The organism is Sphingomonas sp. GW821-FHT10F11 (assembly GCF_058809095.1).
This window is the reverse complement of the sequence record NZ_JBXASH010000014.1, coordinates 48,825-62,607: the sequence shown is the minus strand read 5'-3', so window position 1 is coordinate 62,607 and position 13,783 is coordinate 48,825. Positions and strand designations below refer to the sequence as shown.

General features: G+C 67.1%; 9 protein-coding genes. 6 read left to right on the top strand and 3 right to left on the bottom strand.

Annotation, left to right across the window (positions count from 1 at the left end):
- Positions 1–24: 24 nt before the first annotated feature.
- Positions 25–834, bottom strand: coding sequence for an aldolase/citrate lyase family protein (locus tag AC1RT8_RS24060; RefSeq protein ID WP_493079025.1), 810 nt, complete (start codon positions 832–834; stop codon positions 25–27).
- Between the two features lie 140 nt (positions 835–974).
- Between AC1RT8_RS24060 and AC1RT8_RS24055 the strand changes: the two genes are divergently transcribed.
- The 4 genes from AC1RT8_RS24055 to AC1RT8_RS24040 all read left to right on the top strand — a co-directional run bounded on the left by AC1RT8_RS24055 (position 975) and on the right by AC1RT8_RS24040 (position 5,672).
- The gene (locus AC1RT8_RS24055) at positions 975–1,634 is read left to right on the top strand and encodes a M23 family metallopeptidase (RefSeq protein WP_493079023.1); all 660 of its coding nucleotides are present in this window, start codon (positions 975–977) and stop codon (positions 1,632–1,634) included.
- A gap of 98 nt (positions 1,635–1,732) precedes the next feature.
- The gene (locus tag AC1RT8_RS24050; RefSeq protein ID WP_493079022.1) at positions 1,733–2,245 is read left to right on the top strand and encodes an RNA polymerase sigma factor; all 513 of its coding nucleotides are present in this window, start codon (positions 1,733–1,735) and stop codon (positions 2,243–2,245) included.
- Between the two features lie 54 nt (positions 2,246–2,299).
- Positions 2,300–3,232, top strand: coding sequence for a FecR family protein (locus AC1RT8_RS24045; RefSeq protein WP_493079020.1), 933 nt, complete (start codon positions 2,300–2,302; stop codon positions 3,230–3,232).
- A complete protein-coding gene (locus tag AC1RT8_RS24040; protein WP_493079018.1) occupies positions 3,216–5,672 on the top strand; it encodes a TonB-dependent receptor in 2,457 nt (818 codons plus the stop codon). The genes AC1RT8_RS24045 and AC1RT8_RS24040 overlap by 17 nt, the downstream gene beginning before the upstream one ends.
- Here AC1RT8_RS24040 and AC1RT8_RS24035 read toward each other — a convergent pair whose 3' ends face one another.
- Together AC1RT8_RS24035 and AC1RT8_RS24030 are read right to left on the bottom strand one after the other, a co-directional pair.
- Positions 5,673–7,034, bottom strand: coding sequence for a sigma-54-dependent transcriptional regulator (locus tag AC1RT8_RS24035; RefSeq protein ID WP_493079016.1), 1,362 nt, complete (start codon positions 7,032–7,034; stop codon positions 5,673–5,675).
- Positions 7,034–8,842, bottom strand: a complete 1,809-nt coding sequence (locus AC1RT8_RS24030) for a sensor histidine kinase (protein WP_493079014.1) — start codon at positions 8,840–8,842, stop codon at positions 7,034–7,036. The genes AC1RT8_RS24035 and AC1RT8_RS24030 overlap by 1 nt, the downstream gene beginning before the upstream one ends.
- A 457-nt stretch (positions 8,843–9,299) precedes the next feature.
- Between AC1RT8_RS24030 and AC1RT8_RS24025 the strand changes: the two genes are divergently transcribed.
- Together AC1RT8_RS24025 and AC1RT8_RS24020 are read left to right on the top strand one after the other, a co-directional pair.
- Entirely contained in the window at positions 9,300–10,646 is a 1,347-nt protein-coding gene (locus tag AC1RT8_RS24025; RefSeq protein ID WP_493079012.1) for a dicarboxylate/amino acid:cation symporter, read from the top strand.
- Positions 10,647–10,673: 27 nt separating this feature from the next.
- The gene (locus AC1RT8_RS24020; protein ID WP_493079010.1) at positions 10,674–13,781 is read left to right on the top strand and encodes a TonB-dependent receptor domain-containing protein; all 3,108 of its coding nucleotides are present in this window, start codon (positions 10,674–10,676) and stop codon (positions 13,779–13,781) included.
- Positions 13,782–13,783 lie beyond the last annotated feature (2 nt).

Below are 13,783 nucleotides of genomic sequence, written 5' to 3'. Positions count from 1 at the left end.
TTCCTCCTTCAGCGACATGCCGGATCAGGCAGCGACGCTGGCCAGCCGTCCGCGCGCGGCGACGGCCATGCGCTCCTGGATCATCCGGATGCGTGACAGGTCCTCGTCGGCGATGGTGCGGTAATAGTCGCGCTTGTTCTCCAGCCAGGCGAGTTCGAAGGCGACTGCGTTGCCGATCGCCGCCTCGAAGCCGGGCATGTCGGCGGCACTGCCGTCGAAGACCACCTTGCGCGTTTCGAACCGATCGAGGCGGACGCGGCGCATCTCGCGCAGCGCCGGTCCGGATTCGACCGCCACCGACCCGCCAACCACCAGCTCAAGGCCGTGCTCGGCACAGGACTGCGCGACGGTGAGCACCGCGTCGGTGATTCCGCGATCGTTGATCGCGCCGCGTGGCAGGCCGCGCGACAGGGTGAAATCGACCCGGCCGAACACCACGCCGTCAAGCGCCGCCTTGGCGAGCGGCAGCATCGCCTCGAGGTTGCGCAGGGTCGTCTCGGTTTCGAGGTTGAACAGGAACTGGGTATCGCTGTCGTCGCCGTACACCTTGGCCTTGGCCTCGACGAACTTCGACAGGGCGTAGGGCGTCTCGACCATCGGCGCGATGATGTAGTTCGCGCCGTAGAGCTTCGAGGCGTAGAGGTCCGATACCGCCTCGCAACCGCCGATCTTGAGCGCGACCTTGAGGTCGGCGCGATAGGCGAGCTCGAGCAGGCGCAGCAGCTCGTCGGGACGCGTGCCCTCGGCTTCGAATTCCGCCTTCACCGCGACGACGCCGAAGCGGTCGCGGCCTTTCTTGAGCATGTCGAGCATGCGGCGTTCCGTCGAATTCACCCTTCGCCTCCTGAGTTGCAAGCGTTGTCGATGAACTGGAGGACGGAGCGCCGCGGCCATTCCCGCAGCCGAATGGCCTGCCAAAAAATATTTGAATCGGGCTTACGGGACCGGCCGCATGTCTCCGTCCTTCAGACATAATGCCAGTGCTCCCCGCCCTTCCGCTGACCGGCGTCCTGCTTCTGGGCGGTTACGGAGCGGCGGCGGTCGATGGCGACAGGCTGCCCGGCGGACACGATGCCGCCTTTCGTCAAAGGATGATGGAGGGGTCGGCCCCTGCGCCGTCGCCCGAAAGGCCGGTTGCGGCACCAAAAGCCTCGGCGCCGAAAGGCCTGCCGCGCCTCTCCTCCGGCTTCGGCTGGCGGCTCGATCCGATCCTGCACAGGCGCGCCCTGCACAGCGGCATCGACATTCCGGGGCCGCTCCGCTCCCCGGTGATGGCTGCGGCGGGCGGTGTGGTGCATTTTGCTGGCAGGGCCGGCGGCTATGGCAACATGATCGAGGTCGATCATGGCGGCGGGCTGGTGACGCGCTATGCGCATCTCTCCCGCTTCCTGGTGAGGTCCGGCGCCCGGGTCGAGCGCGGGCAGGAGATCGCGATGATGGGCTCCACCGGCCGCTCGACCGGCAGTCACCTCCACTTCGAGGTGCGCCTGAACGGCCAGGCGACCGGCCCGCTTGCCTGGTTCACGGGCGAACCCGTGGCACCTCGGGTTTCGCTGGGCGGGGGCGAACCCCATGTCTCCGCTTTTGCCCGCGCCCGCGCGGAAACGGAGTCGGTGGTTGGAGCAGGTCGCTGATGCTTGTTGGGGAGCCGGTCGCGCAGCAGCGGCAGGGCGACCCTGCGGCGCGGCGGCCGGGCTTGGCAAGCCGGTCCCCGGATGCTTTGCGTCGCGCCATGGAGAGTGAGTCGATCGACGGCCTGCAGCGCGTCATCCTGAACGAGCGGGCGCGGCTGCTCCGTTTCCTCGTCGCGCGCGGCGCCGGCGACGAGGCGGAGGACGTGCTGCACGATCTGTGGCAGCGAGTCGCCGTCGCGTCCGGGCAACCCGTGGCCGATCCGGTCGCCTATCTGTTCCGTGCCGCCGAGAATCTGATGCGCGATCGCCGCCGCTCGACGGTCAGCCGCGAGCGCCGGCAGATGCACTGGCACGAGGCCGGCCCCGCTCCCGAAGAGGAACCGCTGGGCGAGCGCGTGCTGATCGCGCGCGAGCGCGTGCGCCAGGCCGAGGCCATGCTGGCCGGGCTTGGCCCGCGTGTCGACCAGGTGTTCCGCCGCTATCGCCTCGACGGCATGGGGCAGGCGACGATCGCCCGCGACCTGGGTGTCAGCCTCAGCTCGGTCGAGAAGGATCTCCAAAAGGCCTATCGCGCCCTCGCCGAACTCAAGGTGCAGTTCGATGCGGAATAGCGGGAGCGAGTCCGTCGTGTCAGGGAGGTGGGCATGATGGAACATGAGTCCGGTATGATTGGAGAAGCAGCGCGGCTCTGGGCGATCCGCGCCCATGACGCGTCCTTCGCCGATTGGGACGGGCTGACCGCGTGGCTGGAAAGCGATCCCCGGCACCTGCCCGCTTATGAGGCTGCCCTGGAAGACGATTCCTGGGCGGTCCAGCTCTTCGCCGCACACCTTCCTGTTGCGGCGGCGACAGCGCCCGCGCACTCCCCCCTGCGCGGGCGCTGGTTTGCCGCGGGCGGCGCGATGGCGGCTGCGCTCGTCGCGGTGGTCGGCGGGACGGTGCTGCTGCGCGATGCGCCGGTGCGCGAGGTGGCGACCGCACGGGGCGAGCACCGGACGATTGATCTCGCCGACGGCTCGCGCGTCATGCTGAACGGCGATACGCGGCTATCGTTCGATCCGGATACGCCGCGTCGGATCATGCTTGCCCAGGGCGAGGCACTGTTCGATGTGAAGCATGATGCGAAGGACCCGTTTATCGTCGTGGCCGACGGTATCCGGCTCGTCGACATCGGCACCGTCTTCAATGTCGTGCGGAGCGGCGGCGCCCTGGACGTGGCCGTCGCCGAAGGCGCCGTCGACTATGAGGCGGGCAAGCAACGCATCCGGCTCAACCGGGGCGATGCGCTGTCCAGGGCCGACCGCGACGCCGCGCCGTCGCTGCGCAAGGCCAGCCCGGAAGGTATCGGCAGCTGGCAATCGGGCCAGCTTCAATATGACGATGCGACGCTCGATCAGGTCGCGCGCGATCTCTCCCGCAATACCGGACGCTCGATTCGGGTCGCAAGCGGGGCAGCGCGCATGCGCTTCACCGGCACGCTGGTCCTGCGCGGGCCGCCCAAAGAGGTGCTGGCGCGCGCCGGACCGCTGCTCGGCGTGACCTTTGCCGAGCAAGGCGATAGCTGGACGATGACCCCAGCCAATGCCCGGCGGCGCTAACTCCGCTCTTGTCTTTCCCCTGATCGCCGCAGCCCTGCTGATCGGCGCGCCTGCTCACGCCCAGGAGCAGGCGGCGGACGTCGACCTCCCCGCCGCGCGGCTTGACCAATCCATCCGCTTGCTCAGCAGCCAGAGCGGCACCAGCATCGGCTTTCGCGATTCCCGCCTGGCGACTCAGCGGGTGAAGGCGGTGCGCGGGAAATTCACCGCCGCGCAGGCGCTGGAGCGGATGCTGCTCGGCACGCGCCTCGCGGCCCGGCGCGTCGCGACCAACACTTTTCTCATCGAATATGTGCCGCTGCCGCCACCGCCCGCGCGCACCGCGTCGCGCGCCGCACCGCGCCAGCCGTCCACACCACCGGACGAAACCGCCACGGCGGAAATCGTCGTGACGGGCACCAAGCGCGGCGTGCCGCTCAACGTCTATCCCGGCGGGGTGCAGATCATCGACGGCGACACCGTCTCGATGGCCGATGGCGCGCGCGGCACCGACGCGATCGGCGCGCGCGTGGCCAGCGTCGTTTCCACGCATCTCGGCCCCGGCCGCAACAAGCTGTTCATCCGCGGCATCGCCGATTCGAGTTTTGTCGGCCCCACCCAGGCGACCGTCGGCCAATATTGGGGCAACAGCCGCATCACCTACAGCGCGCCCGATCCAAGCCTGCGGCTCTACGATATCCGCAGCATCGAGGTGCTCGAAGGGCCGCAAGGGACGCTCTACGGCGCCGGGTCGCTGGGCGGTGTCGTCCGCGTGGTGCCCCGCGCGCCCGATCTGACGACGACCGGCGGCACGATCTGGAGCGGCGTTCAGGCCGTGCAGCATGGCCAGCCGGGCGTCGATGGCGGGGCCATCCTCAATGTGCCGATCGTCGACGATCGGCTCGCCTTCCGCGCGCTTGCCTTCGGGTCGATCGATGGCGGCTATATCGACGACACCGGGCGCGGATTGAAGGATGTGAACGACGTCCGCACCATCGGTGGCCGCGCCGCCCTGCGTTTCGCACCGGGGGACGATTGGACGATCGACCTGAGCGGCGTCGGCCAGCGTATCGACGGTGACGACAGCCAATATGCCGAACGCGGCGGCGACGGCCTCACCCGCAGCAGCAGCATCGCTCAGCCTTATCGCAACGATTACTGGCTCGGCGACCTGGTCGTACGCAAGCAATGGGGCAATCTCGAGCTGACCTCGTCGCTCGGCTATGCCCATCAATATGTCTTCGAGCAGTTCGAGGGTCCGGAACTTGCCGACCCGCTCGACCCGGTGGTGAAGCCGGTCGCGAGCGCGGCCGCCGCCGCCTATGTCCAGACCGACCGCATCTCGATGATCACTGCCGAGACCCGGCTCGCGCGTCGTGGCCCGGACGGGACGGGTTGGGTGATCGGTCTCAGCGTGCTCCACAATGAGGCACGGGTGAACCGCCTGATGGATGTCGGACCGCTTACCGCGGTGCTGACCGGCGTGCGCAACCAGGTGGACGAACAGACGCTCTATGGCGAGACGTCGGTCGAGCCGGTCGACCGGCTGACGCTGACAGTCGGCGGGCGGCTCACCCATTCCCGCCTGACGGGCGATTCCGAAGATGCGCTCCGCGCCGTCGCCTTCAGGATCGATCCGGGCGCGAACAGCGGCCGATCGGAAACCCGGTTCCTGCCCTCCGCCGCGCTCGCCTATCGCGCGACCGACCGGCTGACCCTGTTCGCGCGCTACCAGCAGGGCTTCCGGCCGGGCGGGATCGCGGTGCGGCAGGACTTCGTCCAGCGCTTCAAAGGTGACCGGGTCGCCACCACCGAAGGCGGCGTGCGCTATAGTGGCCCTAATTTCAGCCTGTCGCTGAATGCCTCCTGGTCGCGCTGGAACGACATCCAGGCTGATCTGATCGATGGCTTCGGCTTCCCCACCACGGCCAATGTGGGAGATGGACGTGTCCTGTCGGTCGGGCTGTCGTCACGCTGGCAACCGCTTCATGGTCTGTCGTTCGATGCGTCGATCTACCTCAACGACAGCAAGGTGACCACGCGCGACCTGAGCAGCTTCGCGATCGCCGGCGGGACGACCACCTTGCCGGCCGACCTCGCCCAGACGACATTCGACCGCCTTCCCAATGTCGCCGATGCCACCGGCCGGCTCGGCTTCGCCTATGTCACGCCGCTATCGGACAAGCTCGATTTCGAGGTGAACGGCTATGGCCGCTATGTCGGAAAATCGACGCTCGGGATCGGCGCGATCCTCGGGCAGCTTCAGGGCGATTATCTCGACACCGGCCTCGAATTCCGGGTCGGCACCGCTCGGCGCGCCGTGACTCTGTCGCTGACCAATCTGCTCGATGCGCGCGGTAACCGCTTTGCGCTCGGGTCGCCGTTCCTGGTGCGGGATCGCAACCAGATCACCCCGCTTCAGCCGCGCAGCGTGAGGCTCGGTTTCGACGTCACCTTCTAGCTAGGCCTTGCGCCCAGCCGGCCGCGCGCGGAAATCCTCGACCTTGATCCCAAGGCGCGCGACCTTGTCGTAAAAGGTCTTGCGCGGGATGCCGAGCAGCGGGAGCGCTGCGGCCACGCTGCCGCCGGTCGCGCGCAGCGCTTCCTCGATCGCTCCGGCCTCGAACTGGTTGACCCGCGCCGGCAGGCTCGGCCGCTCCCCCGCCGGCGCGACTTGGGACGGCTCCGCCAGGCCGAGCACCGCGCCGAACGCGAAGTTGCGCAGCTCACGGACATTGCCCGGCCAGTCATGCGTGCGCAGGTGCCGGCGCATGCCGTCGGTCAGCAGGAAGTCGGTGATGCCCGCCTGTTGCTTGGCCTCTTCGACGAAGCTTGCGAACAAGGGCGCGATATCCTCCGCCCGTTCGCGGAGCGGCGGCACGCGCAATCGTACCAGGTTCAGCCGATAATAGAGGTCGGGGCGGAACCGCCCCTCGGCCGCGGCGCCTGCAAGGTCGGTCTTGGTCGTGGCGATCACGCGGAGATCGACGCTGCGCGGGCGGGTGTCGCCGATCGGGTGGACCTCGCGCTCCTCCAGCACCCGGAGCAGCCGCGCCTGGACGGCGGGCGCCATGCTGTCGATCTCGTCGAGCAACAGGGTGCCGCCGCTCGACGCCTCGATCTGGCCGATCCGCGCGAGGCGGGTGTGCGGCACGCTGTCGGCGGCATGACCGAACAGCTCGACCTCGGCGATCGCCTCGGGCAGGGCACCGCAATTGACCGCGATGAACGGACGGCCTCGCCGCGCACCGAGCCGGTGCAGCAGCAATGCGGCAAGCTCCTTGCCGGTACCCGTCTCCCCTTCCACCAGCACATCGATATCGGCCAGCGCGAGCTGGCGGATCGTGCCGCGCAACTGCACCATCGCGGCGCTGTCGCCGATCAGCGGCCCCGCCTCGTCGACCGCCGCCGCGGCGGCGCGAAGGCGCCGATTGTCGAGCACCAGCAGCCGTTTCTCCAGCGCCTTGTTGGTGGCGGCGACGAGATGGTCGGTCGCGAAGGGCTTGGTCAGGAAATCGAACGCGCCGTCGCGCAGCGCCCCCACCGCCATCGCGACATCGGCATGGCCGGTGATCAGGATGACCGGGATATCGGGGTCGATCGCGCGGACGCGCTCGAGCAGCTGCAGCCCGTCGATCCCCGGCATGCGGATGTCGGAGACGATCGCGCCGGCAAAGTCGGGCCTGATCTCGGGCAGCGCCTCGGTCGCGCTGGCGAAGGGGCGCACGCGCAATCCGGCCAGCTCGAGCGTCTGGATCGTCGCCTGGCGGAGATGCGCATCGTCCTCGACGAAGAAGATGCTTTGCTCGGTCGGGAACAGCATCAGACGCGCTTCAGCCTGAGCTTGAAGGCGGCGCCGTCGAGCGCCGAGCTGCCGATCTCCAGCTCGCCGCCGAATTCGCGGGCGATGTCGCGTGCAATGGCCAGGCCGAGACCGAGCCCTTCCGGCTTGGCCGAGACGAAAGGCGCGAAGAGCTGATCGGCGATGCTCGGGTCGACGCCCCGGCCATTGTCGCCGACCGTCACGGTCACGTCGCTGCCCGAGGTCGTGGCGGCGATCAGGATGCGCGGCGCGGCGACACCCTCGACCGCATCGAGCGCATTCTGCAGCAGATTGACCAGGATCTGTTCGAGTCGGACCCGGTCGCCCGCGACCTGGGTGTCGCGCATCGCGGGCGGCAAATCGACCGTCACGACCTCGCGCGCGCGTTCGCCGAGGATCAGCAGAGCGCCGTCGATCACCGATCCCAGCGCGATGGCGCCGCGCGCCGGCGTGCGGCGGCGGGCGAAGGTGCGCAGCTCGGCGGTGATCGATCCGATCCGGGCGGTCAGGTCGATGATCTGTGCCAGGTTGCCGCGTACCGGATCGATCTGGTCGCGGTCGAGGAAAGTGCCGGCATTCTCGGCAAAGGTGCGGATCGCGGCGACCGGCTGGTTGATCTCGTGCGCCACGCCAGCGGTGATCTGGCCGAGCGAGCCGAGGCGGTTGGCCTGGGCGAGTTCCTCGCGCGCCGCGCGGAAACGGCGCTCGGCCTCGATACGCTCGCGGGATTCGATGGTGAGCTGGCGGTTGGTCTCGCTCAGCTCGGCGGTGCGCCGGGCGACCTCCTGTTCGAGCGCTGTCTGGGCCTCGCGCTGGAGGTGGCGTTTTTCCCGTGCCCGCCACGCCAGCCCGGCGATCGCGCCGAGGATGATCAGGATGCCGAGGCCCCAGAGCCGCACCCGGGTCGTCGCGGCGGCGAGCGGCGCGGCGAGCGGTTCGAGATGGACCAGTCGCGATCCCGCAAGCGGCACCGGCAGCGACCCGACCCGATATCGCGCCGCGTTGCCACCAAGGGTCGCCGTCGCCGCTGTGCCGGACAGGGCGATCGGCGCGGCGCGGGGCGGTCCGCTGCCGAACTGCAAGGTGGTGCGCGCCTGCGCCAGGGTCGCGGCATCGAGCGGATGGGTGGTGCGGAAGCGCCAGTCGGGCACGCTGGTGATCAGGATCACGCCATGCGTATCGGTGACGAAGCTCGGTCCGGCGGCGCGCGCCCAGGTCGCTTCCAGCCGGTCGAACTCGACCTTCACCACCACGATGCCCACTGCGTGGCCACCGACCTCGAGCCGCCGGGCGAGGAACAGGCCGGGCCGGCCGCTGATCGTGCCGAGTGCGAACAGCTCGGAGGCGCCGCGCGCCATCGCGTCGCGGAAATAGGGACGGAAACTGTAATTCTGGCCGACAAAGCTGGTCGGCAGCCGCCAGTTGCTCGCCGCGACCGTCAAGCCCTTCGCGTCGATGACATAGATCACGGCGGCGTCGGTGCGGCTCGCGAGCAGCTCGAGCGTGCGGTTGAGCCGCGCGACCGCGGGCGGCGCATGGGTCTCCAGCGCGGTCGCGACATCGGGATATTCGACCAACACCAGCGGCAGCAGCCGGAACTTCTGCAATTCGCTGGCGAGCAGCCCGGCATGGCTGCGCGCCGTCTGGCCGGCGGTGGCATCGGCCGCCATGTCGGCCTGCGCGCGCGCCCAACGGCTACCCGTCCAGAACAGCACGGCCAGCGCCATCAGCACCGTCAGTGCCGCGACGATCAGCCGGATTCCGGGCCGGGTGATGTGCCACCGCCCCGTGATCGTCGATCCCGTCATCGGCACGACATCGCACCGGTCATTGTACAATGTCGTGCCGAAATGTCAGTGACCCTACTGACATTTCCAGCACCTATGGCAACGCCCGGCCGGTCTTTCGGGCGCCGGCTCGATTCAACCCGCCCATGGGTGCGGCTATCCTGCTTCATGTCGTCGTTCCGCCAACCGATTCCAGCCGGGCATCCGGCGAGAAATGGGTGAGACCGCGCCGATCTGCTAAGATTATGCCGATCCGCCATATGGGCGACATATCACACAAATTGGGATTGTCATGTGTGAAAATACGCACATTCTGGCATGGTCCGCAAATCATCTTTTCTCATATAATTATTATTCACCAATATCTTATTCAAGATTTTCGAAACTCTCCCCGGCGGCGTTCTGGTGCCGTATTTTCATACCCAGCCGCTCACCAGAAAGCGGCCGACAGCGCGTGTCGCGCGCCGAGAGGGACTGAATGACGATCACCGTCGCCACTGCAACCGACCGACCCCATGCTCGCGTGCCGTTGTGGCGGCATCTCTATGTGCAGGTGCTGGTCGCGATCCTTCTGGGTGTGACGCTCGGCCATTTCTGGCCGACCTGGGGCGCGGCGATGAAACCCGTCGGCGACGGCTTCATCAACCTGGTCAAGATGATCATCGCACCGGTGATCTTCCTGTCGGTCGTCAGCGGCATCGCCAGCGTCCGGCAATTATCGTCGGTCGGCCGGGTCGCGGCCAAGGCCTTTGGCTATTTCCTCGTCTTTTCGACGCTTGCGCTGATCCTCGGCCTGATCGTCGCGAACGTCGTGCAGCCGGGTGCCGGCATGAACGTCGATCCCGCGACGCTCGATCAGGGTGCGGTCGCCGCCTATTCGCACAAGGCGCATGAGACGACGATCACTGGTTTCCTGCTGTCGATCATCCCGACGACGATGGTGTCGGCGCTGACCGACGGTTCGATCTTGCAGACCCTGTTCGTCGCGATCCTGTTCGGCATCGCCATGTCGCTGGTCGGCAAGCCCGCCGAGCCAGTCCTGGAACTGGTCGAACGGCTGGCCTTGATCGTGTTCAAGCTGGTCGGCATCCTGATGCGCGCGGCGCCGATCGGCGCGTTCGGCGCGATGGCCTTCACCATCGGCAAATATGGCGTCGGATCGCTGGTCAATCTCGGCGCGCTGGTCGCGACCTTCTACCTGACCTCGCTGTTCTTCGTGCTGGTGATCCTTGGCGCGGTGGCGCGGGCGCACGGCTTCTCGATCGTCCGGCTGATCGTCTATCTGCGCGCCGAGCTGCTGCTGGTGCTGGGCACCTCCTCATCGGAAGCGGCGCTGCCCAGCCTGATCGGCAAGATGGAGGCCGCCGGCTGCGACAAGACGGTGGTCGGGCTGGTCGTGCCGACCGGCTATTCGTTCAACCTCGACGGCACCAATATCTATATGACGCTGGCGGCGTTGTTCATTGCCCAGGCGTGCGGGGTCGACCTGTCGCTGTGGCAGCAGCTCAGCCTCTTGCTGGTCGCGATGCTGAGCTCGAAGGGCGCGGCGGGGGTGACCGGCGCTGGCTTCATCACCCTGGCATCCACCCTGTCGATCGTACCCGACGTGCCGGTCGCCGGCATGGCGCTGATCCTGGGCGTCGACCGCTTCATGTCCGAATGCCGCAGCCTGACCAACTTTATCGGCAACGCCGTTGCGACCGTGGTGGTCGCGCGCTGGGAAGGCGCGCTCGATCGCACACGCCTCGACGCGGCGATGGCCGGCAATCCGCTGCCGGTGGAACAGGTGATCGCGCCCGACATCGAGACGGCGCCCGCCGAATGACAAGACAAAAAAATGGGGAGAGAAGAAATGACCTTTGCAATCCGATCGGCGGCCCTGCTCGCCGGAACCGCCTTTGCCGCACTCGCGACCGCCGGCGCCTGGGCGCAACAGGCGCCGCCTGCGTCCGCCGCGCAGGATAACGGCTCGCTCGCGCCGGCGGACGAAGATTCGGCCGACGTGAAAGACATCATCGTCGTCGGGTCGCAGATCAAAGGCTCGAGCGTCACTGCCGCGCTGCCCGTCACCGTGCTCGATTCGAAACAGATCGACGCGACCGGCGCCCTGACCGGCGACGATCTGATCCGCGCCATCCCGCAGATGGGCGACGTCACCTTCAACCCGTCGAACAACCCGCAGACCAGCAATGCGGCGCGCGGCGACGTCAATTCCATCAACCTGCGCAATCTCGGCGTCGGCAACACCCTGGTGCTGCTCAACGGCCGCCGCCTCGTATCGCACCCGGTGAGCCAGGCCGGCGAGGGCAATGTCCCGGTGCTCGGCTTCAACTCCAACTCGCTGCCGGTCGCCGGGATCGAGCGGCTCGAGGTGCTGCGCGACGGCGCGGCGGCGATCTACGGCGCCGATGCCGTGGCCGGTGTGGTCAACACCGTGACCAAGAGCGATTACAAGGGCGTCTCGATCGACGGCCGCTTCGGCTTCGCCGAGGGCACCCACCGCAAGGAATATCAGATCACCGGCTTTGCCGGCACCGACTTCGCCGGTGGCCGCGGCAATGTATCGCTCTATCTCGATTACACCCGGCGCACCGCGCAGCTTTCGGGCGACGAGCCCTATACCGCGACCAACGATCTGCGGTCGCTGTTCGCCAACAATCCAGCCTTTGCCAGCAATGCCAATTCCGACAGCCGCGCGACCCAGTCGCCCTGGGCGAACCTCGCGGTCGTGGGTGGCCCAGGCACGATCCGCCGCGGCACCACCGCCGTCACCAACTCGACCGGCGCCTTCCACACCCAATCCGCGCTCAATCCGGGCTGCGTGATCACGATCAGCGCCGATACCTGCCTCGGCACCGGCACGCGCGCCACGGGCACTACGCTGCGCAATGAGCGTTTCGACAATGCCGCGGACACCACCGTCTCGCCGCGCATCAACCGCTTCAACAGCTTCCTGAGCGCGCATTACGACGTCTCGGATGCCTTCACCCTCTATACCGAGATCGGCTATTATCAGGCGAAGAGCCACGCCATCCAGCCGCCGACGATCAACCTGAATGCGATCGTGGTGCCGGCGACCAATTACTGGAATCCGTTCGGCCCGACCGTGTTCGCCAACGGCACGGTCAACCCCAATCGCATCCCGGGCCTGACCAACGTTCCCGCCGCCGGCCTGCCGGTGCGGCTGTCGACCTATCGTTTCGTCGATACCGGCCCGCAATATGTCGACGTGACCAATTCGCAGTCGCGCTTCCTGGCGGGGGCCAGGGGCAAGATCGGCAGCTTCGATTTCGACACTGCCTTCCTCTATTCCGAAGCGATCGCGACCGACCTCTCCGATGCGATCAACATGACCAAGCTTCAGCAGAGCCTCGCACTCTCGACGCCCGATGCCTACAACCCGTTCAGCGGTGGCTGCTCGGCCAATCCGAGCATCGGCGATTGCTCGCCCTCCTCGCAGGCGGCGATCGACGCGATCCGCTTCAAGCTGCGCCGGCATGACAAGACCACCCTGGCGCTGGGCGATTTCAAGGTTTCCAACGGCCATCTCTTCGCGCTTCCCGGCGGCGATGTCGGCATCGCCGCCGGCATCGAGGGCCGGCGTGAGACCCAGCGCGATGATCGCGATCCCAATCTCGATGGGCGCATCCAGTTCGTCGACGCGGTGACCGGAGACGTCTCGATCAGCAACGTCGCGGCGGTAAGCCCGACTCCGTCGACCAAGGGCGACCGCTTCGTCGCCTCGGCTTTCGGTGAGCTTGCCGTCCCGCTGGTTTCGCCGGACATGAACATCCCGCTGATCCACCGCCTCGATCTGCAGCTGGCCGGCCGCTACGAGCACTACAGCGATTTCGGATCGGTAGCGAAGCCGAAGGTCGCCGCCGCCTGGGATCTGGTCGACGGGCTGCGCCTGCGCGGTTCCTGGTCGCAGGGCTTCCGCGCGCCGAACCTCGAACAGACCAAGACGGTGCAATATTCGCGGCTCAGCTCGAGCAGCGTGATCAACCAGGATTTCTATCGCTGCGAAGCCGATGTGAACAAAGGGACGATCGCCAATTTCAACACCTGCACGCGCAACATCAGCTACACCATCCTGATCAGCGGCAACCCGAACCTGAAGCCCGAGGACAGCACCAACTGGACGGTCGGCGCGGTGATCGAGCCCAAGTTCATCCCGCGGCGCTTCGGCCGGCTGACCTTGACCGCCGATTTCTGGTCGATCCATCAGGTCGGCATCGTCGGCCAGTTCGGCGCGCAGAATGCGCTCGTCCTAGACTATCTCCTGCGCCTCCAGGGTTCGAGCAACCCCAATGTCATCCGCGCGGCGGTGACACCCGATGATACGGCGGTGTTCGCCGGCTCCGGCCTCGCGCCCGCTGGGGCGATCCTGCAGATCAAGGACCAGTTCACCAACCTGCTGCCCCAGACGGTGCAGGGCGTGGATCTCGCCTTGCTCTACCGTCTCAACAATACCGGGATCGGCGATTTCGACCTCAATATCAACGCGGCGCGGCTGACCAAATATGCCCGCGAGAATCCGCCTCTGGTACAGACCCTGTTCGATGCGCGATCGGCCGGCACGATCGACCCGGCGACCCCGCTGACCGACGGCAGCGACCTGATCGAGGTCCGCGGCAAGCCGAAATGGCGCGTCACCGGATCGCTGACCTGGACGCTCGGCCAGGTACAGGTCGGCGGGTTCGCCAATTTCATCAGCGACGTCAATGACACCAATTTCCTCGATTCGTCGGGCAATCCCTATGTCATCCAGGGCCAGACGACCTTCAATCTCTACGCCCAGTACCGCTTCAAGGGCGGTGCGCTCGACAATACCCGGATCCGCGTCGGCGCCCGCAACCTGTTCGACAAGCAGCCGCCGATCACCGCTGACGGCTATTTCGGTTCGCTCTACAATCCCTATGGCCGTTACTGGTACGTATCGATCGGCAAGAAGTTTTGAGG

Coding starts and splice junctions, on each gene's coding strand:
- AC1RT8_RS24055 (WP_493079023.1), top strand. CDS start 975: ATGCCAGTGCTCCCCGCCCTTCCGCTGACCGGCGTCCTGCTTCTGGGC.
- AC1RT8_RS24050 (WP_493079022.1), top strand. CDS start 1,733: ATGGAGAGTGAGTCGATCGACGGCCTGCAGCGCGTCATCCTGAACGAG.
- AC1RT8_RS24045 (WP_493079020.1), top strand. CDS start 2,300: ATGATTGGAGAAGCAGCGCGGCTCTGGGCGATCCGCGCCCATGACGCG.
- AC1RT8_RS24040 (WP_493079018.1), top strand. CDS start 3,216: ATGCCCGGCGGCGCTAACTCCGCTCTTGTCTTTCCCCTGATCGCCGCA.
- AC1RT8_RS24035 (WP_493079016.1), bottom strand. CDS start 7,034: ATGCTGTTCCCGACCGAGCAAAGCATCTTCTTCGTCGAGGACGATGCG.
- AC1RT8_RS24030 (WP_493079014.1), bottom strand. CDS start 8,842: ATGACGGGATCGACGATCACGGGGCGGTGGCACATCACCCGGCCCGGA.
- AC1RT8_RS24025 (WP_493079012.1), top strand. CDS start 9,300: ATGACGATCACCGTCGCCACTGCAACCGACCGACCCCATGCTCGCGTG.
- AC1RT8_RS24020 (WP_493079010.1), top strand. CDS start 10,674: ATGACCTTTGCAATCCGATCGGCGGCCCTGCTCGCCGGAACCGCCTTT.